Origin of the sequence: uncultured Megasphaera sp. (assembly GCF_900539295.1) — a bacterium.
Taxonomy (GTDB): domain Bacteria; phylum Bacillota; class Negativicutes; order Veillonellales; family Megasphaeraceae; genus Megasphaera.
In genome coordinates this window covers 35,491-60,115 of record NZ_UQBH01000013.1, presented here as the reverse complement: position 1 = coordinate 60,115, position 24,625 = coordinate 35,491, and the positions used below count along the sequence as shown (strand labels likewise).

21 protein-coding genes, 1 tRNA gene and 1 riboswitch are annotated in these 24,625 nt (G+C 51.8%); of the genes, 1 reads left to right on the top strand and 21 read right to left on the bottom strand.

Features of this window, described 5'->3' with window-relative positions; all coding sequences use genetic code 11:
• Nucleotides 1-223: 223 nt before the first annotated feature.
• Genes QZQ46_RS05875 through QZQ46_RS05845 form a run of 7 tightly spaced genes read right to left on the bottom strand, consistent with a single transcriptional unit; the run spans nt 224 to nt 7,687 of the window.
• Nucleotides 224-1,360: an amidohydrolase gene (locus tag QZQ46_RS05875; RefSeq protein ID WP_296827838.1), complete on the bottom strand. Its 1,137-nt coding sequence runs from the start codon at nt 1,358-1,360 to the stop codon at nt 224-226.
• 16 nt (nt 1,361-1,376) lie between these two features.
• Entirely contained in the window at nt 1,377-2,306 is a 930-nt protein-coding gene (locus QZQ46_RS05870) for an LD-carboxypeptidase (protein ID WP_296827835.1), read from the bottom strand.
• 4 nt (nt 2,307-2,310) lie between these two features.
• Nucleotides 2,311-3,900, bottom strand: coding sequence for a peptide ABC transporter substrate-binding protein (locus tag QZQ46_RS05865; protein ID WP_296827831.1), 1,590 nt, complete (start codon nt 3,898-3,900; stop codon nt 2,311-2,313).
• Entirely contained in the window at nt 3,900-4,868 is a 969-nt protein-coding gene (locus QZQ46_RS05860; RefSeq protein WP_296827823.1) for an ABC transporter ATP-binding protein, read from the bottom strand. The genes QZQ46_RS05865 and QZQ46_RS05860 overlap by 1 nt, the downstream gene beginning before the upstream one ends.
• Nucleotides 4,855-5,850, bottom strand: coding sequence for an ABC transporter ATP-binding protein (locus tag QZQ46_RS05855; RefSeq protein WP_296827820.1), 996 nt, complete (start codon nt 5,848-5,850; stop codon nt 4,855-4,857). The genes QZQ46_RS05860 and QZQ46_RS05855 overlap by 14 nt, the downstream gene beginning before the upstream one ends.
• On the bottom strand, nt 5,847-6,752 hold the full coding sequence (locus QZQ46_RS05850; RefSeq protein WP_296827817.1) for an ABC transporter permease: 906 nt from the start codon (nt 6,750-6,752) through the stop codon (nt 5,847-5,849). Before QZQ46_RS05850 ends, QZQ46_RS05855 begins: the two co-directional genes overlap by 4 nt.
• 2 nt (nt 6,753-6,754) lie before the next feature.
• Entirely contained in the window at nt 6,755-7,687 is a 933-nt protein-coding gene (locus tag QZQ46_RS05845; protein ID WP_296827814.1) for an ABC transporter permease, read from the bottom strand.
• Nucleotides 7,688-7,832: 145 nt separating this feature from the next.
• On the opposite strand from QZQ46_RS05845, the gene QZQ46_RS05840 reads away from it, so the two are divergent.
• Nucleotides 7,833-9,038, top strand: coding sequence for an MFS transporter (locus QZQ46_RS05840; protein ID WP_296827812.1), 1,206 nt, complete (start codon nt 7,833-7,835; stop codon nt 9,036-9,038).
• Between the two features lie 6 nt (nt 9,039-9,044).
• On the opposite strand, the gene QZQ46_RS05835 is transcribed toward QZQ46_RS05840, so the two are convergent.
• From QZQ46_RS05835 to guaB, 14 genes are all read right to left on the bottom strand, one after another.
• A complete protein-coding gene (locus tag QZQ46_RS05835) occupies nt 9,045-10,655 on the bottom strand; it encodes an FAD-dependent oxidoreductase (protein WP_296827809.1) in 1,611 nt (536 codons plus the stop codon).
• A gap of 9 nt (nt 10,656-10,664) precedes the next feature.
• Nucleotides 10,665-11,336: a 2Fe-2S iron-sulfur cluster-binding protein gene (locus QZQ46_RS05830; protein WP_296827806.1), complete on the bottom strand. Its 672-nt coding sequence runs from the start codon at nt 11,334-11,336 to the stop codon at nt 10,665-10,667.
• Nucleotides 11,337-11,409: 73 nt separating this feature from the next.
• Nucleotides 11,410-14,844, bottom strand: coding sequence for a pyruvate carboxylase (locus tag QZQ46_RS05825; protein WP_296827804.1), 3,435 nt, complete (start codon nt 14,842-14,844; stop codon nt 11,410-11,412).
• Nucleotides 14,845-15,030: 186 nt separating this feature from the next.
• On the bottom strand, nt 15,031-15,726 hold the full coding sequence (gene tatC / locus QZQ46_RS05820; RefSeq protein WP_296827800.1) for a twin-arginine translocase subunit TatC: 696 nt from the start codon (nt 15,724-15,726) through the stop codon (nt 15,031-15,033).
• An 85-nt stretch (nt 15,727-15,811) separates the two neighbouring features.
• The gene (locus QZQ46_RS05815; protein ID WP_296827797.1) at nt 15,812-16,315 is read right to left on the bottom strand and encodes a nitroreductase family protein; all 504 of its coding nucleotides are present in this window, start codon (nt 16,313-16,315) and stop codon (nt 15,812-15,814) included.
• A 321-nt stretch (nt 16,316-16,636) separates the two neighbouring features.
• A tRNA-Leu gene (locus QZQ46_RS05810) sits at nt 16,637-16,720 on the bottom strand.
• Nucleotides 16,721-16,816: 96 nt separating this feature from the next.
• On the bottom strand, nt 16,817-18,202 hold the full coding sequence (locus QZQ46_RS05805) for a sodium:alanine symporter family protein (protein ID WP_296827794.1): 1,386 nt from the start codon (nt 18,200-18,202) through the stop codon (nt 16,817-16,819).
• A 111-nt stretch (nt 18,203-18,313) separates the two neighbouring features.
• Nucleotides 18,314-18,401: riboswitch (glycine riboswitch) on the bottom strand.
• A gap of 166 nt (nt 18,402-18,567) precedes the next feature.
• Complete coding sequence (locus tag QZQ46_RS05800) at nt 18,568-18,960, bottom strand: cytidine deaminase (RefSeq protein WP_296827791.1); 393 nt, start codon at nt 18,958-18,960, stop codon at nt 18,568-18,570.
• A complete protein-coding gene (gene surE / locus QZQ46_RS05795; protein ID WP_296827789.1) occupies nt 18,953-19,714 on the bottom strand; it encodes a 5'/3'-nucleotidase SurE in 762 nt (253 codons plus the stop codon). Before surE ends, QZQ46_RS05800 begins: the two co-directional genes overlap by 8 nt.
• A gap of 10 nt (nt 19,715-19,724) precedes the next feature.
• Nucleotides 19,725-20,975, bottom strand: a complete 1,251-nt coding sequence (locus QZQ46_RS05790; RefSeq protein ID WP_296827786.1) for a glycosyltransferase family 2 protein — start codon at nt 20,973-20,975, stop codon at nt 19,725-19,727.
• A 20-nt stretch (nt 20,976-20,995) separates the two neighbouring features.
• A complete protein-coding gene (pssA, locus tag QZQ46_RS05785) occupies nt 20,996-21,670 on the bottom strand; it encodes a CDP-diacylglycerol--serine O-phosphatidyltransferase (RefSeq protein ID WP_296827783.1) in 675 nt (224 codons plus the stop codon).
• Nucleotides 21,667-22,320: a phosphatidylserine decarboxylase gene (locus tag QZQ46_RS05780; protein WP_296827780.1), complete on the bottom strand. Its 654-nt coding sequence runs from the start codon at nt 22,318-22,320 to the stop codon at nt 21,667-21,669. Before QZQ46_RS05780 ends, pssA begins: the two co-directional genes overlap by 4 nt.
• 14 nt (nt 22,321-22,334) lie before the next feature.
• Entirely contained in the window at nt 22,335-23,066 is a 732-nt protein-coding gene (locus QZQ46_RS05775; protein WP_296827778.1) for a WecB/TagA/CpsF family glycosyltransferase, read from the bottom strand.
• Nucleotides 23,067-23,085: 19 nt separating this feature from the next.
• The gene (gene guaB / locus QZQ46_RS05770; protein WP_296827776.1) at nt 23,086-24,549 is read right to left on the bottom strand and encodes an IMP dehydrogenase; all 1,464 of its coding nucleotides are present in this window, start codon (nt 24,547-24,549) and stop codon (nt 23,086-23,088) included.
• Nucleotides 24,550-24,625 lie beyond the last annotated feature (76 nt).

Here is a 24,625-nt window from a genome sequence, read left to right as displayed (position 1 = left end):
CAGTTTTCAAAGGTCATCTGCCGTCGTAGTGACGACTTGTTTATCTTACCAAACTACGTAGAGCTTGTCAAGCATTATTTTCAAACTTCTTCATAAGACCCGACAACCATAAATAGGCACAACAAAAAAAACTTGCATTTTCTTTCTCACGTCTCGTTGCAGCTGGTTTTTATATAATAACATTAACGCCGAGAAAAGTCAATCACTTTTCTCGGCGTTTTTTTTAATGTTCTTCTCCCATGACGTCCAGCGCGACCATGGCCATCGCTTTAGCCCCAGTCAGAGCCTGCATTTTCCCAAGGTCACTGCCGGCAGCTGCCGCAAATTCCGGCGTATGACCGGACATGCCGTAGCCAATGCAAATTTCAGGCTGGCTGACTCGCGTCACCTGACTGACATTGCCCACATCGGTCGAACCTTCAGCAAAATCGTCGCTGCGAAGGCCGAATTCTTCATAAAGCTGGTTAAAGGCGTCGGCAAAGTAGACGTCCATTTTCGGATCATTAATCATATTCTTATAAAGAGGTTCATAGTGAACCATTTCTACAGACGCATCATGAGCTGCCGCTGCATCGCGGGCCAGTTGTTTGATGTCCGGCAGCATCTTATCTTCTAAATAATCGACGGTCAAAGACCGAATCGTCGCTTTGAGAACAGCTCTGTCAGGCACAATATTGGGAGCCGTACCGCCTTCGGTGATGATGGCGCCGATGATATGGCGCTCGGTCAGCGTCTTTTCATATTCCTTGAGGCGGCCATAGAAATCAACTAAGGCATCGAGGGCATTGATTCCGTGATATTCTGTATCAGCGACATGAGCGGCCTTTCCCAAAAAGGTAAACTGTAACGGATGCGTCGCATAAGAGGTGCCGCCGATATAGGTTTTATCGACGCCGGGATGAACGATGACGGCCGCATGAAGATTATCGAAGACGCCGTGGTCGCTCATATAGACTTTACTGCCGACGGTTTCCTCGGCAGGGCAGCCGAAAACATGGACCGTCGCCTTATCTCCGGCCGCTTTGGCAAAAGCCAGGGCCGCACCGATGCTCATAGCAGCGATGAGATTATGGCCGCATCCGTGCCCGATCTTAGGCAGGGCGTCGTATTCGGCTAAAAATCCCATCTGAAAGGGGCCCTTTCCAAGGGTTCCGTGAAAGGCCGTCGGAAAAGCGTCGGCCACGGGATTGTCGATGACAAAACCGTGGTCAGTCAGGACATCTTTCAGTAGAGATGAGGCAAAAAATTCCTGCTGCCCCAGTTCGGGACGAGCGTGCAGCTTGTCGGCAATCTCATAGATGAGAGGTTTTAGTTCATCGACATAGCGGCAGGCGTCTTCTTTTAATTGTTTATACTCCATCAGGATCCTCCTACAATTACGGCAGAAATACGAGTTCTGCCCGATTTTCCGTTGCTTCAAGTCTCACCGTTTGTCCTAAAGGCAGCCAAGCGTTATCGGCTCCGTGCCCAAAGGATAAGCCCATGACGGCCGGTTTTCCCCATTTTTTCGCATAGGCGCGAATAACGTCTTCGACGGTCCATTCATACTCGCTTCCCTCCGTGGGATTGCAGCGATAAAATTCGCCAAAGGCGAGGCCTTTCACGCCGTCGATGAGGCCAGCCTGCTCAATATGGCAAAGCATTCGGTCCAAAGAATAGGCATCTTCCCCGACTTCTTCCAAACAGAGGATGCCTTCATCGGACTGCAGTGCGTAAGGCGTTCCTGCCGTAACCGACAGCAGCATCAAGTTGCCGCCTAAGAGCGGTCCCGTCGCCGTTCCGGGAACGATTGCTTCCGGCTTATGTCCCGGTGCAGACGGCAAGGTTCGTAAATCATAAGGATGAGCCAATCCCCAACGCAGTTCTTCTTTCGTATAATCCGAAGCCTTGCGGGCCAGAGACATGACCATCGTCCCGTGAATGGGTCGAAAATGACAGTGCTGCAGAAAGACCGTATGAAGAGCCGTAATGTCACTAAAACCGATAAAGATTTTCGGATGGGCAGCAATCAATTCATAGTCCAGGAGCGGCAAGATCCGCGTCGCTCCGTAGCCGCCGCGAAGGCACATGATGGCTTTTACACCGTCATCGGCAAAGGCTTCGTTAATATCAGCAGCCCGCAGGGCATCACTTCCGGCCAGATAACCGTCGTGAGCCGATACGGATTTCCCTAACTTCACCTTATATCCAAGTTCTTTTAAAAAGGCAATGCCCACAGCCGCATCATCTTCGGCAAGAGCGGCTGACGGTGCCACGACGGCAATCGTATCGCCCGGCTTCAGGGCATCGGCACAACGGTAATCCATGTTCTTACTTCCTTTCTCCCTCGTCGATATAGGCATGTTTAAAATCTACCAACCCCAGCTGCGACCAATGGTAGCCTTTAATATAAGGCTGGGCCACGTAAGGCTGGGTCGTGTAGTAAATAGGAATGATGACGCAGTCGTCAAAGAGCATCTGTTCGGCCTGATGCATATAAGCCATGCGCTGTCCTTCATCGTTGGTAGCCTTTGCTAAGCGAATCAGTTCATTATAGGCCGGATTGTGGTACTGGGCATCATTTTCCTCATCGGCAAAGACATCGAGAAAAGTCATGGGATCGGCGTAATCGGCAATCCACGACGCCCGAGCCACTTGGTAGTCCCCCTGAGCCCGCGAGGCCATGAATACTTTTGACTCCTGATTCATGAGGGATACCGACACGCCGAGGTTTTCCTTCCACATAGCCTGCAGGGCTTCGGCAACGGCCTTGTGCATTTCATTAGTATTAAACAGGACCGTCACAGCCGGCAGCGGATGATTTTCATCGTATCCCGCTTCCTGCAGCAGCTTTCGAGCCTCTGTCGGATCTTCCGTGATGAGGTTTCCCCCTTCTTCTCGGAAATCACGGCCCGTCGCCGTATCTTTCAATCCCGGCGGAACCCAGGCATAGGCCGGTTCTTTTTCAGCCCGTATGATGTGGTCAATCAGGCCTTGGCGCTGAATGGACAGGGCGAAAGCCTTGCGGACGCGGACGTCATCAAAGGGCTTTTGCTGTACGTTAAATACATAATAATAGGCACCCAAATACGGGGCAATCTTGTACAAGCCCATTTTTTCCAGTCGTTCCTGATCGGCCGGCGGCGGTTCAACGGTCATGTTGGCCTGATTGCTTTCAACCAAAGTCAGGCGCGTCGCCTGGGAATCGCTGATAGGAAGGTCGATATGACTGAGTTTTACGGCATCGGCGTCCCAATAGCGGTCATTTTTAACCAGTTTAATTTCGCTGGAATGATTCCAACTGACGATCTTAAAGGGGCCGCTGGAAACCATGCCTTCGGCATCGGCCGCCCAGGTATCCGGTTTTTCTTCGACAAGCTTTCGCGGTACGGGATAATAGCAGTGAAAGGCCGTCAGGTTCAGGAAATAGGCCGTCGGCTCTTTCAAGCGGACTTCCAGGGTCTTGTCATCGAGGGCTTTGACGCCGACTTCATCGGCAGAGGCTTTCTTCTTAAAGTAATCTTCAGCCTTATCGATACAAAAGAGCATATAGGCGTTTTCCGAAGCGACATCAGGGTCGACGACGCGCTTCCAAGAATATTCGATATCGCCGGCCGTAATGGGCGTACCGTCGCTCCATTCAATACCGTCTCGGAGATGAAAGATATAGGTCTTGCCATCGGCCAAAACATCCCAACTCTTGGCCAGAGCCGGCTTGGGAACATCGTTTTCGAGACGAGTCAGACCTTCAAAAATTTGTAACTCTGTATTACTTTCGGCAAGGGCCGTGGTCATGGCCGGATCGAGACGGGACGGCTCAGCTTCTAAGACGTAGCTCACCGTATCCGGCCGTTCTACGCCGCAGGCACTGAGAAGGACGGCCATTAATACTGCCATCAATAAAAAGATATATTTTTTCATCAGTCCGTCCCTCCTTTGACATGGTGGCAGGCAACGACCCGACCATCATCGACGGGCCGAAAGGCCGGTATCTCCCTGCTGCATCGTTCATCGCTATAGGGACAGCGCGGATGAAAGACACAGCCAGAAGGTACGTCGAGAGGGCTGGGAACTTCACCTGAAATAAGGGTCTGTCGCCGATAATGCGGATCCGGTCGGGGGACCGAGGCGATGAGCATCTTCGTATAGGGATGGAGGGGGTGATGAAAGACGGCGTCGCTCGGCCCCAATTCAACGAGGCTTCCCAGATACATGACGCCAATGCGGCGGCTCAAATGATGGACCATGCTCAAGTCATGGGCAATAAATAGATAGGATAGTTGCCGTTCCGCTTGGAGCCGCTTCAGCATATTGACAATCTGGACCTGGACCGATACGTCGAGGGCTGAAATCGGTTCATCGCAGAAGATGCATTCCGGATCGACGGCCAGGGCCCGGGCAATGCCGATGCGCTGACGCTGTCCGCCGCTGAATTCATGAGGATAGCGCTGGGCCGTTTCCGGTCTTAAATCGACCTGCGTCAATAAGTCGGCCACGCGCTGACGCCGCTGGCGGTCATCGGAACAGAGGCAGTAATTGCGCAGGGGTTCGCTGATAATATCTTCGACGGTCATGCGGGGATCCAGGGATGCATAGGGATCCTGAAAGATCATCTGCACCTGGCGCCGATATGCCTGCCATACAGAAGGAGTCTCGATGTTGTCCCCTTTATAGTAAATAGTTCCTTCGGTCTTAGGGTATAAGCCCAATAAGGTACGAGCGAAAGTCGATTTGCCGCAGCCCGATTCGCCGACGAGACCGACGGTCTCGCCCGGTTCAATGGCGAGGGATACGCGGTTTACAGCCGTGAGAAATTTTGTCGGCCGGCCCAGCCAGCTGCGATTTATAATGAATTGTTTCGTAAGGCCCTTAGCTTCAATGAGTGCCATCGTCGCCCCTCCTTTCTGCCGCTGTCAGCCAGCAGGTATAGTGATGGCCGGGACCGACTTCTTCCCGCGGCGGTTCCTGTTCCATACAGACCTTCATGGCCAGGGGACAACGCCGATAGAATCGACAACCCTGCGGCATGTGGAATAAGTCCGGGGCCTGACCGGGAATACCCGTCAATACCTTATTTCGATCCGACGGATCAGGCAATGAGGCTAAAAGCCCTCGGGTATACGGATGAGCAGGACGGTAAAAAATGTCGTCAGCCGATCCTTCTTCGACGACCGTACCGGCGTACATGACGTAAATTCGGCGGCACATCTGGGCAATGACACCGAGATTGTGCGAAATGAGGACGACAGCCATGCCCAATTCTTCTTGAAGTTTTTTCAAGACGTCTAAAACCTGGGCTTCCGTCGTCACGTCGAGGGCCGTCGTCGGTTCGTCGGCAAAGAGGAGTTTTGGCGAACAGGACAGGGCCATGGCAATGAGACAGCGCTGACGCATGCCGCCTGATAATTGATGAGGGTATTGGTCGAGCCGTTTTTCCGGAGATGTCAACCCGACGGCTTTAAGGAGTTCTAAGGCCTTGGCCTTTTGTTCCTTTTTCGTAAGCTTTTGATGAAGGCTGATTCCTTCACAAAGCTGGTCCCCAATGGTGAGGACCGGATTGAGGGATGTCATGGGATCCTGAAAAATCATGGCCATATCGCGGCCGCGAAGGTCATTCATATCCCGCTCTGACAAGGGAACGATATCGCGGCCTTCCCATAAAATCTCTCCGCTCCTGTATTCTGCCGCGCCTTGAGGCAATAACTTCATGACCGCCTGGGACGTGACCGACTTGCCGCAGCCCGATTCGCCGACAATGCCGACGGTTTCACCGGGATGGACCGTTAGCGATACGTCGTGAACGGCTTCCAAAAGGCCGCGATACGTATGGAATGAAATGGACAAATGACGCACTTCGAGTAACGGATTCATCGGCTCCCCTCCTTCTGGTTCTGCGGATCCAAGGCATCGCGCAGACCGTCGCCTAAGAACATGAAGCCCAGCATGGTAATGCACAAGGCCAAGGCCGGAAAAACGAGCTGGAAGGGAAAGGAACGCATGCTGTTGATGCCTTCCGAAGCCAGAACCCCCCAGCTTGCCATGGGCGCAGAAACGCCGAGGCCGATGAAGCTTAAAAAGGCTTCTGTAAAGATGGCCTCCGGAATCGATAAGGTCAAGGTGACGATGATCGGTCCGACGCAGTTGGGAATCATGTGACGCCGCAAAATCTGCCAGGTAGAAGTCCCGCAGGAACGGGCGGCCATAACATATTCCTGTTGCTTCAGGCTGAGGATCTGACCGCGGACGACACGTGCCATATTAAGCCAATAGGCAATGCCCAAAGCCAAATAGATGTTGAGCAGTCCCGGTTTGAAGACGACCATCAGCAAGATGACGTAGAGCAGCATGGGAATCGAGTACAAGATGTCGACGATATGCATCATGAGCCGGTCGACTCGGCCGCCGACCAAGGCCGAAATCCCACCGTAAAGGACGCCGATAAAGACGTTGATGAGACTGGCTACAAAGCCGATAGATAAGGAAATGCGGGCACCGTACAAGATGCGGACAAAGAGATCCCGGCCGAGGGAATCAGTACCGAACCAGTGCGCCGCCGAGGGCCAGGCGTTGGCTTCGGCAAGACTTTGGTCGGCATAGGTATAGGGAGACAAAAAGGGTCCGACGACAGCCAGGACAGTCATGACGATAACGATAGCCATGCCCCAGAGGGCCAGGGGATTCCTTTTCATCTGACGCCAGCCGCGGTCGCGCAGCGTTTGGGGTTCCACGTAGGGTTCTCTTCGGTCAGCCGCCGTAATCGGTGTGAAATCCATAGCTATTCCTCCTTTCGGCTGTCGACGGTAATGCGCGGATCCAAGAACGGATAAATGATGTCGACGAGCAGATTCATCATCATGATGAGAAAGCTGTAAAAAATCGTAATCCCTAAGATGACCGTATAGTCGCGATTATAAATACTGGTGACGAAATGGCGGCCTAAACCGGGAATGGCAAAAATGGTCTCGACGATAAAACTGCCAGTCATCAAGGCAGCCGCCAAGGGGCCGATGTAGCTGACGACAGGCAACAGGGCGTTGCGCAGGGCATGGCGGTACAGTAACGACCACGGGCCGACGCCCCGCGACCGAGCCGTCCGTATATAGTCCTGGCCCAAAGCATCGACGAGACTCGACCGAGTCAATCGCATGATGAAGGCTGTCGGCTGGGCAGCCAAAGCTAAGGCCGGCAAAATGACATAGGCCGGCCCCTTCCATAAGGCAGCCGGCAGGATCGGCCAAGTAAAAGCGAAGAGCTGTATGAGCACAGCTGCTAAGATAAAGCTGGGAACCGAAACGCCGAGAGTCGCTCCGATCATCATCCCGTAATCGACCCAGGTATTCTTATACCAAGCGGCGGCCATGCCGGCCAAAACGCCGATCCCGATGGCAAGACAGAGGCTGATGAGTCCGAGTTCAGCCGATACGGGCAGGGTTTCTGCAATAATGTCATTAACCGTTTTGCCGGGATATTTGTAAGACGGGCCGAGGTCGAGGACAGCAGCATGACGGACGTAATCGACATACTGGTCCCACAGCGGTTCATCTAGGTGATACCGGGCTTCAACAGTCGCCATGACGGCCGGCGGCAGTTTCTTTTCCTGCGTAAAGGGGCCGCCGGGAATGGCGTGCATCAGGCCAAAGGTAATGGTAATGACGGCCCACAGGACGATACAGGCGCCTATCAGGCGCTTTGCAAGGTAAATGGCCAAGGAGAATCATTCCTTTCCAATATAGATAAATTCATTATAAGGCTCTATATCCTTCATGACAAGGCAATTGCCGTTGTTATTATCACGGTGTCAGCGTATAATAGTAAATTGACTACGTTAACAAATCGAAAGAAAGGTGATCGCTGTGAACTGGAAACTCTGTTTAGCAATTCTAACGTGTAACGTCGTCTTCATGTCCTCAAGCTACACCATGCTCATCCCCTTCCTACCCATGTATCTGACCCGGGACCTCGGCGTCGATGCGGCGTCGGTCAACATTTGGTCCGGCATCGTCTTTTCCTCAACCTTTCTCATCAGTGCCGTCATGGCCCCCATTTGGGGACGGATGGCCGATAAGAGAGGCAAACGGCTCATGGCTATCCGCGCCAGTTTTCTTTTATCCATCAGTTATTTTCTCGGCGGCATCGTAACGACGCCATTGGAATTGACCTTTATGCGCATGTTCCAAGGCTTTGCATCGGGCCTGTGGCCCATGGAGCTGGCCATTATGACCACCTATGCACCGCCTAAAAAACTTGGCATCTGCCTGGGCGTCATGCAGGGCGCACTCACAGCCGGCGGCATCATCGGGCCCCTCTTCGGCGGCATCTTAGCCGAAGCCTTCGGCATGCGCCGTTCCTTCTTTTTGGCAGCCGCTGCCCTGTTCCTTAACTTCTTAGTCTTAGTATTCTTTATTAAAGAACCTCCGACGGACACGGCCGCAGCCGAGGCGGAAAATACTTCTAATGACGGAAAATCGGTCAGCCTGTGGAAGACTCCTGTCATCCGCCTGATGCTCATCAGTGCAGCCTTGGTACAGGCGGTCATTCTCATCGTCCAGCCGATTTTAACGACCTATATTTCCCGTCTGGCCGGCGACATCGATAACCTGGTCTTTGTGTCAGGCCTCATCTTTTCTCTCGGCGGCTTTGCCAGCGCCATTACGGCTCCCCTCTGGGGCCGCTTCGGTCAGCGCCACGGCTTCGTTAAAACCCTGCGCATCGTCCTGATTCTGGCAGGGATTTTCTTCCTGATCCAGTCCCTTCCCGATGCGCTGTATACCTTTGCAGCCAGCCAATTCGCCGTCGGCCTCTTCTTCTCCGGTATCTATCCGTCGATCAATGCCATCTTGGCAGAAAAGACGAGTGCCAATATCAAGGGCCGTGTCTTCGGCCTCCTGTTCTCAGCCCAGCAGATCGGTGCCATAGGCGGCCCGATCCTAGGCGGCGTCATCGCCACCTTCCTTGGCATGAAGTACGTCTTTTGGGCTGCCGGTGCCATTCTCTTGTGCCTCAGCATGGCCATCACCTGGAAGGTCCATCATCTTCATGGTACCAAAGCAGCCGATTGATAGGCCTTATCCCCGAGTACCCCGGTTGTGGGTATAGTCCGGCAGGAGTTTCGGTGACAAGACGTCACTCGTAAACCCGGCAGCTGCCCGTTCTTCATCGAAGCGGCGGACATGGTCAAGCCCTCCCTTTCCGGGACGGGCCGTCTGACTGTAGACTGCTGCCGCCGTTCCGGCAATCCGGCCAAAGACGATGATATCCAAGAGGCTGTTTCCCATGAGGCGGTTCTTGCCGTGAATACCTCCGACGTCTTCCCCGGCAGCATAGAGGCCAGGGATTTTCGTTTCACTCTTGGCCCCGATACAGATGCCTCCATTTTGATAGTGCAGGGTCGGGTAGACTAAAATCGGCTGTTTTCGGATATCGATGCCGAATTTTTCATACATATGGATCATAGCCGGCAGTCTGGTTTCCATCGTCCCCTCGCCATGGAGGATATCGACCATAGGCGTATCGAGCCAGACAGCCGGACCGTGAAGGGCATAGACCCCTTTATTCCGTTCTTGGCACTCGCGGATGATGGCCGCTGCCACGACGTCCCGCGTTTCTAAGGGATGGAGAAAGGCTTCGCCGTTCTTATTGACCAGCATGGCATCGAGGGAGCGAACCTTTTCCGTAACCAGAGCCCCATAAATCTGAGGCGGATAGGCAGCCCCCGTCGGGTGATACTGAATAGCCCCGGCATAGAGGAGAGGAACGCCGGCCCGATAGGCCATGACCAATCCGTCAGCCGTCGAACCGTAATGATTCGACGTGGGAAATCCCTGGTAGTGGAGGCGTCCGGCACCGCCGGCAGAAAGGATGACACTCTTGGCACGGACGACGTGATATTCCTTGGTATCGAAGTCATAGAGGACGGCACCGGCAGCCTGTCCGTCTTTGTCGAGCAGTAATTCGACAGCCGGCGAATATTCGATGACGTCGACACCGGCATTTCGCACTTCATCACGAAGGACACGCATGATTTCTGCTCCCGTATAGTCGCCGCAGGCATGCATCCGTTTATAGGACGTCCCGCCGCCATGGGTCGTCACCATCGCGCCGTCACTGTCCTTATCGAACAAGACGCCTAGGGAACTGAGCCACTGAATGGCTTCCGGTCCATGGAGGACCAATTCAGCCAATAGTTCGGGAATATTCTTGTAATGGCCGCCGCCCATAGCATCTAAATAATGGGCTGCCGGTGAATCTTGATCCTTATCGGCAGCCTGTATGCCCCCTTCGGCCATGCCCGTATTGGCATCGCCCAGGCGCAGTTTGGTCACCATGAGGACCTTGGCCCCGTGACGGGCAGCCTCAATCGCAGCTGCTGCACCGGCTCCGCCGCCACCGATGACCAGGACATCCGTTTCAAATTGGATGTGGTCTAAATCGACGTCAGCCTCATCCATACGGCTCCTTCCCTGTAAGAGAATGGCCAGCTCATTGGGTACCAAGTCGCCTTTATTCGGTCCTACGGAAAGGCGCGTAAATCCATCTTGGTTATAATCCGGGTGAAACTGCCTTAAAAGAAGGTCTTTTTCTTCGGCCGTAAACCGCGGCAATTCTTCTGACAGGCGAATATTGCGCGTCGCCTCGACCCGTGCCTGAGACGCCCGCATTTCTTCGGTATATATCATGAGGTCCTCCTATTTTTCAATAGTCCGCCCTTCATACAAGCGGCGTAATTCATCGTCATCGGCATCCATTAAGCGCTGTACATCGGCAATATACTTTCCTTCTTGAATGGCCTTTACGCGATCCTCTAAATGGCGGCTCTTTTTGGCCATATACTTGCCGAGAATGCGCCGAGCTAAGAGGCCGACCGGGCCGTGACTGATTTTAGCCGGACAGCTGGCGGCGCAGATATTGCAGCAGACACAGCGGAAGGATTCTTTCGCACAGCCGGCGTAATCTCCCTTTTGAGCCAAGGCGATATATTTCATGACCTGAATTCCTTGAGGACAGTTCCGCGTGCAGGCATTGCAGTGGATACAGTTGTAAATTTCGGGATAAAGCTGACCGACGACGTTTCCGGCAACGGGCAGATCATCCATGTCATAGTCCATCTTTTTGATAGGAAACGATTCCAGCCGGCCGACGCACATGCCGTCTTCGACTTTGGTCTGACAGGCCAGGGCCGAGTGCGTTTCAGTCTGTCCTTTCAGACGGTAGACGACGGCACAGGCACCGCAGAATCCGCTGCGGCAGCCGCAGCCTCGGACGAGGCGGAAGCCGGAATATTCCATAGCCCGCATAATCGTCAAGTCTTCCGGAACAGAAAACATCTTGCCCAGTAAATAGACGGTTACCATTTTCATAGCTGTTCTCCTTTAATTAAAAAGGTGCTGCCGCACATGCGGCAGCACCTTTATTGCTTTATAAATCGTAATCTTATTCTAATACTTCGAGCAGGCAGTCGCCGCTGATGATGGCCTGGCCTTTGACGGCATAGATTTCGCCGACAGTACCGTCGATGGGCGACGTAATCGTCGTTTCCATCTTCATGGCTTCAGTAACGACTAAGGGTTCGCCCTTCTTAACTTTCTGGCCCTTCGAGACGAGGACGTTGACGACCGAACCGGACAAGGTAGCACCGATATCACCGGCCTTATCGGGATCGGCTTTACGGCGGGAAACGGTCTTCATATCGACGCTCTTATCCTGAACGCGGATTTCACGTTCGGCACCGTTGAACATGAAGGTAACCGTACGGACGCCGCTTTCATCAGGATCGCTGATGTTGATCAGGGTGATGATGAGATCCTTCCCTTCTTCGATTTCAACGTGAAGTTCTTCATTTTTCTTCATGCCGAAGAAGAAGGTCGGTGTATCGAGAACGCTGACATCGCCGAATCTCTTGACCTTTTCATTGTAGTCTTCAAAGACCTTCGGATACTGGCAGTAAGCATTGATATCTTCGGCTTCGTGCTTGTAGCCGTTTTCAGCCAGTTTGGCACGGACGGCGTCGAAATCGACAGGAGCAAGGCTCTTGCCCGGCCGTTCCGTAAGGGGTTTCTTCCCTTTCAGGATGATCTTCTGGAGTTTTTCCGGGAAGCCCTGGTAAGGAATACCGATACGGCCTTCAAAGAATTCGACGACGGACTGCGGGAAGTCGAGGACGTCGCCCTTATCATAGATATCCTGTTCGGTCAGGTTGTTCTGAACCATGAACAAGGTCATGTCGCCGACAACTTTAGACGACGGCGTAACTTTGATGATATCGCCGAACATCATGCTGACCGTGTGGTACATCTTCTTGATTTCATTCCAGTGATCGCCGAGGCCGACAGCCTTAGCCTGCTGGCGGAGATTGGAGAACTGGCCGCCCGGCATTTCATGCTGGTATACTTCCGTATTCGGATAAGCTTCAGCTTTATCGACGCCCTTATAGTACGGACGAACCGTAGCCCAGTAGCGGGACATTTCTTCCATAGCATTGACATCGAGATCCGGCTGGCGGTCCTTGCCGCTCAAAGCGTAGTACAAGGTGCTCATGCTCGGCTGGCTGGTGCCGCCGGCAAAGGCCGAGTAGGCAACGTCGACGATATCGACGCCGGCATCAATAGCCCGGCTGTAGGTCGTAATCGCATTGCCAGAACCGTCATGGGTATGGAGATGAATCGGCAGGTCAACGGCATCTTTCAAGGCCGATACCAGGCGGTACGAAGCTTCCGGCTTCAAGAGGCCTGCCATATCTTTAATGGCGATGATGTTGGCACCGGCATTTTTCAATTCCTTAGCCATGTTGACGTAGTAGGCCAAGTCGTATTTATTCCGCGACGGATCGAGGATATCACCGGTGTAGCAGAGTGCAACTTCTGCCAATTTATTGTTTTCACGAACGGCCTGAATCGTGCCGTACATATTGTCTAAGCTGTTAAGGCTGTCGAAAACACGGAATACGTCGATGCCGTTCTTGGCCGAGAGGTCAATGAAGTTCTTGACGACATTGTCCGGATAGCTGGTGTAGCCGACGGCATTGGCACCGCGGACGAGCATCTGAAGAAGGATGTTCGGAGCCTTTTCACGCATCTGGCGCAGACGAACCCAAGGATCTTCATAGAGGAAGCGGTACGCTACGTCAAAGGTTGCCCCGCCCCAGCATTCATAGGAGAAGAGGTTCGGGAGTTTCTTAGAAGCGGCTTCCAAAACGCGGAGCATATCGATGGTACGAACGCGGGTAGCAAACAAGGACTGGTGAGCGTCACGCATGGTCGTATCGGTGAAGAATACCTTATGCTGATCTTTGATCCACTGGGAGAATTTTTCTGGTCCCATAGCATCAAATTTCTGTTTCGTGCCGTCCGGATACGGGCCGTTTTCAACACTCGGCAGTTCCAACGGTTCAAATTCAGTCTTTTCCTGGTGGCCGGCACCGGCATAGCCGTTGATCGTCGTATCGCTGATGTACTCTAAGAGTTTCGTGCCGCGGTCCTGTACGACCGGCAGATTGAACAGTTCCGGATGATTGTCGATGAAGTTTACATTATAAGAACCGTCGACAAATTCCGGGCTTCTCAAAACGTTGATCAAGAAACCGATATTGGTCTTGACGCCGCGGATACGGAATTCCTGAAGGACGCGGAGCATCTTCTGAACGGCTTTAGCATGATCGAGGCCGTAAGTCGTCGACTTGACCAAGAGCGAATCATAGTACGGCGTAATAATCGCACCTGTATAAGCGTTACCGCTATCGAGACGGACGCCGAAGCCGCCGCCGCTGCGGTATACCGTGATTTTACCGGAATCAGGCATGAAGTTGTTCATCGGGTCTTCCGTCGTAATACGGCACTGGATAGCATTGCCGAGGCAGTGGACAGAATCCTGAGACTTAATGCCGATTTCATCGCTGTCAAGGGCATAGCCTTCAGCGACTTTAATCTGGGTCTGGACGATGTCGATACCCGTAATCATTTCGGTAACCGTGTGTTCTACCTGGACACGGGGGTTAACTTCGATGAAGTAGAAGTTGCCGTCAGGGGTAACCAAAAATTCAACCGTACCGGCATTGACGTAATGAACGTTTTTCATCAATTTCAAGGCAGCATCGCAGATCTTCTGGCGAAGTTCTACCGGCAGGGCCGAAGCCGGAGCCGTTTCGACGACCTTCTGATGACGACGCTGAATGGAGCAGTCACGTTCAAAGAGGTGAATGACGTTGCCGTGTTCGTCGCCCATGATCTGAACTTCGATGTGTTTCGGATTGATGATACACTTTTCAAGATAAATTTCATCGCTGCCAAAAGCCAGCTGAGCTTCCGATTTTGCCCGTTCATAAGCATCGCGCAGTTCTTCCATGGAGTCGACCATACGCATGCCGCGGCCGCCGCCGCCATTAACGGCTTTCAACATAATCGGGAGACCTACTTCTTTGGCAAACGATTCGACTTCTTCATAGCTTTCAACGCGGCCGTCGCTGCCGGGAATATACTGGATACCGGCCTTCTTTGCCTGAATACGGGCATTGATCTTATCGCCGAACATGATAAGGTGTTCAACCTTCGGGCCGATAAAGATAATACCTTCTTCTTCACAGCGTTTCGCTAAGTCCGCATTTTCGGACAAGAATCCGTAACCGGGATGAATGGCATCGACGTCGTGCTCATGGGCAATACGGATAATATCTTCAATATCTAAATATGCATCTACCGGTTTTTTGCCTTCACCGACCAGATACGATTCATCTGCGCGGAAACGATGCAGCGACAGCGAATCTTCTTTGGAATAAATCGCAATCGTGCGGATTCCCAGTTCATTACAAGCCCGGAAAACACGAATTGCAATTTCTCCGCGGTTGGCAACTAAAACCGAACGAATTTTTTTCATGAAAATACCCTCCTGCGTATAAAGATTAAATCAGACCGGTAAACGCACAGCATATCGACGCCCATACATTCACCGCTTTCTCTATTATAGCAAAATGGAAAAACATTACAAGAGACGGCCACTTTGTATACAAAGAAATACTGTATACACGCGACATAAAGTTAATTTATCAATAAATATTCCCCTTCAGCGCTTCATGAACCGCATGACCAAAATCGTTCCCTCGTAGAGAAAAATCAAGGGCACGGCAATGGCCGTCTGTGTGATCATATCCGTCGTCGGCGATACGACACCGGCAAAGATAAAGGCTCCGACGACAAAGAATCGCCGTTTTTGCCGCAGTGACTTCCCCGTAACCAGCCCCAACTTGGACAGGATAATGAGGGCCAGGGGCAATTCAAAGCCGATGGCAAAGGGCAGGACAAAGGCGACGAAAAAGGACAAGTAAGCGGCCAAAGAAAACATCGGCTGCAGGGACACGGCAGAAAAGCTCATGAAAAATCGGACAGCCTGCGGGAATACGACGAAGAAGGAAAAGGCCGCCCCGCCATACCATAAGATGAGGGCTGCCGGCAGAAACCACAGAACAGCCCGCTCCTCTTTTTCATGCAGGGCCGGTTTCAAAAACCGCCATAATTCATAACAGTGGATAGGCAGGGTCACAAATAATCCCGTTACAGCTGCGACTTGGATGTAAGAAAAGAAGACTTCTGCCGGATTCAAAAAATACAGTCTTCCTGCCGGTGCTGAGATGACGGCAATGATATCATCTACATAAGTATAGGCAGCGATACTGCCGATGAGCCAGGCAGCCAGCGAAAAGAGGAGACGCCGCCTCAGTTCCGCTAAATGAAGGGTTATAGGAGCTTTTTCTTCAGTCATAGAAATCCCCTTCCTTTAACAAAAATAGGAAAAGGTCCTGTCACATAGCGACAGGACCCTTTCGATGCCGTACAACAGTTATTTATTATACGTAATGAATTCGGGATGGATCATAACGGTCTTCATGCGGTTTGTCTTCTGCCGTTGCCTGGGGATAACCGAGGGCTACGATGGCAAAGGGGGTCACGCCTTTCGGAGCGCCCAAGGCACGACGTACCAAAACTTCGCGAGCCCGATAAGGGGTAACGCCAAGCCAGACAGCACCGAGATCAAGGTGTACCGCTTCGATGAGGATGTTTTCAACAGCAGCACTGAGATCGAGTGAAGCAAAAGCAGGAAAACGCATATTTTCGTCACGAGAACAAACGACAATCGCCAGGGCAGCGCCGTTGGCACAGCCGGCATACGGACTGCATTGAGACAAGTCCTGCATGACACGTTTGTCGCGGACCACATAAAATTCCCAAGGCTGTTGATTTCCGGCAGATGGAGCAGCCATTGCAGCATGCAGCAGCTTTTCTATCTTTTCATCTTCTACCATAGTGGGCAAAAATTTACGGATACTCCGTCTGGCAAAGATTTCATTCATGTAAATCGACTCCTCCCTATAATCATTTATCTATTTTATTATAACATATTTAGATAGGAAGAAAACAGTGGCTAACAGAAAAAGAGTATGCCCCTTTTTCTTTCTATATATATCTATAATATGAGCGGATCTCTTTTTCGCCCCTACAAAGATAAGGATAACATTCGGCTAAAATACGGCGGTCCTACGGAAGGAACTGCAGTCACCAGAACCAGCTTGCAGACAAGCTGTGCAGGCACCTCGATATGAATCTACTTCAGGATAAAAAAAGAACTGCAACACATTGCTGTAAAAGGCTTTGTGCTGCAGTTCTTAATGATTTGGTGCCGAGGGAGGGACTTGAACCCTCACGGTGTTACCCGCCTGATTTTGAGTCAGGTGCGTCTGCCATTCCGCCACCCCGGCATATCTCTTGTGCCTTGCAGAAATTTTACTCAGTGCTTGGCACAAGATTAATTATACCATAATGGAGAGAATCGTCAAGTATTTTTTACGAAAGATTTAATGGCCCGGCGTAGCTTCTTCTTCCAAATCGTCGGACAGATCTTTCTTTTCTTCTTTCAAATAATCGAAGTATTTTTTCGTCTCTGCTACGACGACACCACTCAAGCCGATGAGGGCAATGAGGTTCGGAATAGCCATCAGACCGTTTACGATATCAGCCAGGATCCAGATGACATCGAGTTTAATGAAAGCACCGCAGGCGACGAGAGCGATGAAGATAATGCGGTAGGGCATAATGCCTTTAACACCGACGAGGTATTCAACGCAGCGTTCGCCGTAGTAGTTCCAGCCGAGGATCGTCGTGAAAGCAAAGAGGGTAAGTCCGATGCAGAGGATGATGCTGCCATACGTCGGGAAGGCCATCGTAAAGGCGGCATTGGTAAGAGCTGCCCCGTTGACGTCACCCATCCAAGCCCCGCTGACGACCAAGACGAGACCCGTCAAGGTGCAGATGATGATCGTATCGATGAAGGTACCGGTCATAGAAATGAGGCCCTGTTCAGCCGGCCATTTTGTTTTAGCAGCAGCTGCAACAATCGGTGCACTGCCGAGACCCGATTCGTTGGAGAAGACGCCGCGGGCTACCCCATTTCGCATGGCAACCAATACCGTAGCTCCAAGGAAACCACCGGCAGCCGCCGTCGGAGTGAAGGCGCTGACGAGAATCTGTTCAATAGCTGCCGGAACTTTATCGGCAAAGATGACCAAGAAAGCAACCGTCGAGATGATGTAGATAATGGCCATAGCCGGAACGACTTTAGACGCTACGCGGGCGATGGACTGCAGGCCGCCAATCGTAATAGCTGCAACCAGGATGGTCAGGACGACGGCCGTATATTCGACGGGAATGCTTGTCGTCAGCCGCGTGATTTCAACGATGGAGTTGACCTGAGCAAAGGTCCCGATACCGAAGAAGGCGACGAGGACGCCGAAGAAGGCAAACAAGAAAGCCAAGGGTTTATATTTTTTGCCTAACCCATTTTCGATGTAGTACATCGGGCCGCCGGCGATTTCACCGTTCTTGTCGACCGTCCGATACTTAACGGCTAAACAACCTTCAGCGTATTTTGTAGCCATACCGACGAAGGCTGCCATCCACATCCAGAAAATGGCTCCGGGACCGCCGGCATGAACAGCCGTCGCGACACCGACGATATTGCCGGTACCGACCGTAGCTGCCAAAGCCGTACATAAAGCTTTAAAGCTGTCTACGTCACCATCGCCCTGGTTCTTAGCTGTGAAGATGAGCTTCAAGGCTCTCGGCAGCTTCGAAATCTGCAGCAAACGAAGGCGAGCCGTCAATAAGATACCGGTCCCGATAAGCAGGATCAATAAAGGCGGTCCCCAAATAAAACTGTCAATGGCATTCAATGTTTCCAACATCTTGCATACTCCCCTTTTAGTGTATTTTAGTATAATAACATAAAAAAAGACCTATCATCATCACTCTGAAGAGATAGGTCCTAAAAGGTCGCAGAAAAATAAAGGCTTTCTTCCGCTAGCTCTGTCCTTTTGCCTGAGAGATTAGAAACAATATCCTTGCACCTTCGGCGCCCAAATGGGACTCTCCAGAGTCGTGTCCACACACGGTCCCACCCCTTAAGGGGCACCTGAGAGTTTGACTCCGTCGGTAGGCTGTGCCTTCTCCCGTGTGTTTCGTTCACGCAATATGTATGATGTGCTGTTATTATAACGCTGCTGTAAAAAAAATGCAAGCCCTTTGTGGAAATTTGTCCGTATTGACGATACTATCGGGACAAATCTGCTCCGGAAAAGGCATAGGGCAGGAGTTCTTCCCAAGAAACAACCTGTACGCCGCCCTTCATATCGGCCATGATAATCCGCGGAATGCGAAACTCGGCCATGACCTGTCGGCAGGCGCCGCAGGGCGAACAAGGCCCGTCCGTATCGGCGACGACAGCCAGGGCTTTAAAGCCTCTCTCCCCTTCGGAAAGAGCCTTAAAAATGGCCGTCCGTTCGGCGCAGTTGCTTAAAGGGTAACTGGCATTTTCGATGTTGCATCCTCCATAGACGCGGCCTGATTCCATCAGCACGGCAGCCCCTACCGAAAAATGGGAATAAGGACTGTATGAATGACGGCGATATTCCTTGGCGGCGTCGATGAGCTCGGCATCAGTCACAGTGAAGCGCCCCTTTCAGATGATCCAGAGACCGTTCTGCCGTCTGCTGCCACTTGAGCGGCGTCAAAGCAATATGGCCGTCGCGGACGCAGGCGACGTCACTGTCCGGAGGGGCCGTCGTCATGTCAATGTCACCGACAATTCGATAGCAGACGCTGTCGTCCAGGTCTCGTTTTTCAGCGATGACATTGTGGTAAATCTGGACAGTCTGCGACGTAATCCGGACGTTTTTCAGGCTGATTTCCCCTTCAGGCGGCACGTTGACGTTGACAATACCGGGGAAACGGCCTTGGAGAGTAATCTTTTGAATCAATTGCCACATCAACTGCGCCGTCTTGACGCATCGTTCTTCCGTCAGGTTGATCATCGATACGGCAAAAGCCGGCAGGCCGTAGTACGGGCCTTCCATAGCGGCTGATACCGTCCCCGAATAGAGGACGTCACTGCCAAGGTTATAGCCGTCGTTGATACCGGAAATGATAAGATCCGGCTGATCATCCTTGAGGAAGAATTCGAGGGCCATTTTGACGCAGTCTACAGGCGTTCCGGAGACGGCGATTTCCCGAATGCCTTCTTCATGGGACATTTCCTGACAGTAAAGGGGCTTATTAATCGTCATCGAATGGGAGGCAGCACTGCGCTGGCCATTCGGCGCAACGACAGTCAGCCGGCATCCATGGGCCGAAAGTTCTCGTTTTAACGTCTGCAGGCCCAGGGCCTTCAACCCGTCATCATTGGTCAACAAAATGTGCATAATAAACCTCCTACTTTTTATTTTCCTTCCGCAGCAGAGCCGCGCTTTCATAGGATAACGCCCTGGTGTGCGGGGTGTGACTCCATTTCATCTTATGCCTGTCTTTGAAACCGAGGAAGTTGACGGGAATCCAGCTGTACATGAAAAGGGGATACACGATGAGGTACAGCCAGGATTTACGGGGAACCTTGATCTGCAGTAAGACGATGATAGGAATGAGATATTGTCCGACACCGATGATCGTCCAAATCTGGACGGGCACGATGGTGTTCAAAATATTGGTATAAAAAGGCCAATAGGAATTAATCGATGCCAGTACAGCGTATATCGTCGAAGCCATCATAAAAAAAGGCTGGGACAAGGTAATGATACCGTCAAGCATACGAATATTTCCCGTTTTGATGCCCCGGGCAAACAACTTGGGAATGAAGCGCCCGCCGCAGTCGCACTGTCCTTGAGCCCAGCGCTTTCGCTGACGACAGGACTGCATGAAGCCGACGACTTTTTCGTCATAAATGATGGCATCATGGGCCCAACAGGTCCGCACGCCTTCGAGGAGGACCTTCATGGAAAATTCCATGTCTTCCGTCAGGCAGTCGCAGCCCCAGCCGTACTTGCGGACGATTTCCGTTGCAATGCACATCCCCGTACCGCCTAAAGCCGTCGACAAACCGATGTTGTATTTAGCCAAATGCCACATGTGGTTGATCAGCCAAAAAGCGATGGAAAAGGTACCGGCAATCCAAGAGTCGGTCGGATTCTTGGAATCCATATAGCCTTGGATGACCTTCTCCCCTTTCAACAGGTGATGGTTCATTTCCCGCAAAAATTCGGGATGGACCAAGTTGTCGGCGTCAAAGACGACAAAGGCATCGTATTGCTTTTCCTGAGCCAGCATTTGAGAAAACATCCAGTCCAGAGCATAGCCCTTGCCGACTTCTTCCTTATTGGTCCGGACTTTGACGATGGCTCCGTGTTCACGGCAGATGTCAGCCGTATTATCCGTACAGTTATCGGCAACGACGTAGATATCGTACATGTCCTTCGGATAATTAAGCTGTTTTAAATTATCGATGAGCTGCCAAATGACCCGCTCTTCGTTATGCGCACAAATGACGGCAGCGAAAGTATGCTTTGGGGCTGCCGTACTGTGCTCGCGCCGCTTCATCAGACCGAAGCAGGCTAACGTAAAGTAATATAGTGAATAAAAAACGATGATGACCTGTATGGGTATCATGATGATATCCAAAATATGTTCCATATGCGACTCTCCCTAAAGACTTAGCGAGCTGCTGCGACGTTCATGGCCGTATTGACTAACCCGAAGATAATGTACAGTAAGAATGGCATCGTAATGATCAAATGCCAATCAACAACATACAAGACCAAGGCCCCGATAATGACGGCAATCGCCAGAGCCGATTTATGGAGTACGTCAGGGCTGGCACCTTTGAAGTCCGGGTGGTGGATCTGGCTGACCAAATTATATCCCAAGAGGACGACTAAAATCGCGACCAACCACGGCGGAAGCACGGCACCGGAAATGACGAAGGTCGCAATGAGGCAGCCGCCGTTCGGGATCGGCATGCCTTGGAAATAACCGTGGACGACGCCGGTATTGAGATTGAAACGAGCCAGGCGAATGCCGCCCAGGGCTGCATAAATAATAGCAGGAATCGCGCCGACCCAGCCTAAGGTCTGCAAGGAATAGGTATAAATCAAGAAAGCCGAAGCAGCCCCAAAAGATACGACGTCTGACAGGGAATCCAGTTCTTTGCCAAATTCACCGGCAACGCCGAGAGCCCGGGCTGAACGGCCGTCACAGGCATCACAGACGACAGCCAGGAGAATGCAGATTCCGGCCCAAACAAATTCCCCATGGAGTGTCATCATCATACTCAGGACACCAAAACTCAGGTTTCCTGACGTAAACAGACACGGTATTATCTTCTTCATGAAACAATCCTCCCTATTATCGATTCACCGCCGCGAACTTTATCGCCTTTTTCGACAGTGATTTCAACGTTGTCACGTACATAGATTTCTGCACAGGAACCGAATTTTATCATGCCGTATAACTGGCCATGCTGTAATTCATCACCCAACGTGACCCAGGAGACAATGCGCCGGGCCAGGACGCCGGCAATGATATTAACCAAAATATCCGTACGTGCCGAATGAATGCCGATGGAATAGCGTTCATTTTCGTAGCCGACACCATCTTTATAAGCCGGACGGAATCGGCCGCAGGTATACTGCTGGAAGTCAATCGTTCCCGGCAAAGGCGCCCGATTGACGTGGGCATCGAAAATAGACAGGAAGATAATGATTTTCCGGCACCTTTGATTCAGATACGAGTCTTCCTCGACCTCTTCGATACCGACGACAGTACCGTCAGCAGGCGATACTAAAAGGCTGTCATCGGCCGGCGGTCTGCGCCGGGGGTTGCGGAAAAAATACATAAAATACAAGGCCAGCAAAACCGGCAGGGCTGCCGCATAGGCATTGATAAAATAGCCTGCCGCCACGGCCAGTAAAAGCGGCACAATGATAAATGGGTAGCCGTCTTCTACAATATAAGGTTTGTTTAAGACATCACTATTCAATTCATCACCTCAAATCACTGACTCCGTTTGCTGCCCTTCACAGCGATGACGAACTTCGGCAGAGCCAGCATACGCTTAAAGCGTGTCGGCTCTTTGATGAGACGATAGAGCCATTCCAAGCGGTTTTCCTGCATCCATTTCGGAGCTCGGGCCGCTTTGCCGGCCAAGACATCAAAAGTCCCGCCAACACCCATACAGACGCAAGGGCCGAGTTCATACAAATGCTCGTGTATCCATTTTTCTTGCTTCGGCACGCCGAGGGCGACTAAGAGAATCCTCGTTCCCTTGCTGCCGATTTCTTCAATGATCTGTTTTTCTTCATCGACGGAGAAAAAGCCAGAATGAGTCCCGACGACATTGAGCGTCCCTAATTGCCGCTTCAGATTGGCTGCTGCCTGATCGGCAATGCCGGGAGCACCTCCAAAGAGGTAGACAGCCGTTTGGCGTGCAGCTGCTTCTTGCAGCAGACTGCACGCCAAATCGACACCTGTAACACGTTCTTTAAATTTCTTGCCCTGTTGCTCTGCAGCCCACAAGACGCCGGCCCCATCGGGAACTACCAGGTCGGCCTGCTGCAGGATTTGAGCCAGTTCGGAATCGGACTGGGCCCGCATGACCATTTCCGCATTGGCCGTCGCAATGGAAGCAGCACGGCCTTCATCGATACACTTGAAGGCCAGTGCCTGCGCTTCTTTCATAGTGACATTGCCAATGGGAACGGACAAGATATCGATTATACTAGTCAACGTATACCCTCCGCCCTGCTTAGTTTACGCTGTAATTCGGAGCTTCTTTCGTGATATTGACATCGTGAGGATGGCTTTCACGAAGACCGGCTGCGGTAATCTGGATGAACTGCGTATTTTCAATCATTTCTTTGATGTTGTGGCAGCCACAGTAGCCCATGGATGCCCGAAGACCGCCGACCATCTGATAAATCGTATCGGCAGCAGGTCCTTTGTAAGGTACACGGCCTTCAATGCCTTCCGGAACGAGTTTCTTCGCATTAGCATCTTCCTGGAAGTAACGGTCTTTACTGCCCGATTCCATGGCAGCCAAGGATCCCATACCGCGGTATTCTTTGTAGCTTCGGCCCTGGTAAATAACCGTTTCGCCCGGACTTTCTTCCGTACCGGCAAGGAGATTGCCCATCATGACAACGTTGCCGCCGGCTGCAATGGCTTTAGCCATATCGCCGGAGTATTTGATGCCGCCGTCAGCAATGACAGGAATGCCGTAGCGCTGTGCAACTTTTGCGCATTCATGAACGGCCGTGATCTGCGGTACGCCGATACCGGCGACGATACGAGTCGTGCAGATGGAGCCCGGTCCGATACCGACTTTAACGGCGTCGACACCGCATTCAATGAGGGCTTCCGTAGCAGCGCCGGTTGCGACGTTGCCGGCAATAACCGGAAGGTGAGGATACATCTTCTTGATTTCTTTCAGCGTATTGAGTACGCCCAAGGAATGGCCGTGAGCCGTATCGATAACGACGACGTCGACTTTAGCAGCGACGAGAGCATCGAGGCGGTCGGTCATGTCATGGGTGACACCGACAGCAGCTGCGACCAAGAGGCGGCCGTTGCCGTCTTTTGCCGAATTCGGATATTTCGTAGCTTTTTCAATGTCTTTAATTGTGATTAACCCCTGCAGGTTGCCTTCTTTATCGACGAGGGGCAATTTTTCAATGCGGTGCTTGCGGAGAATTTCTTTAGCGTCTGCCAGGGATGTGCCGACAGGAGCCGTAATCAGATTTTCCTGGGTCATGATATCGCCGATGCGGCGGCTCATGTCTTCTTCAAAGCGCATGTCACGGTTGGTGATGATACCGACGAGTTTGCCGTCGACCGTAATAGGTACACCGGAGATGCGATATTTCCCCATCAATTCATTGGCATCGGCCAAGAGATTGTCAGGGTGAAGGAAAATGGGATCGATGATAATGCCGTGTTCCGACCGTTTTACCTTGTCGACTTCACGGGCCTGAGCTGCAATGGACATATTCTTATGAATAACGCCAATGCCGCCTTCGCGGGCAACGGCAATCGCCATAGGGGCTTCCGTTACCGTATCCATACCGGAACTCATAATAGGAATATTCAGTTTGATATCGCGGGTCAGGTTCGTTGATACGTCCACTTCTTTCGGAAGTACGTCAGACTTGGCCGGAACCAAGAGAACGTCATCAAATGTCAAACCTCTCATACCAAATTTATCAGATCTCATATTTGCACCTCTGTTTTGAAAAATATAAGAAATAAAAGGGGTAAATCCCCTTAAATAGCTTATCCCTTATTATAAC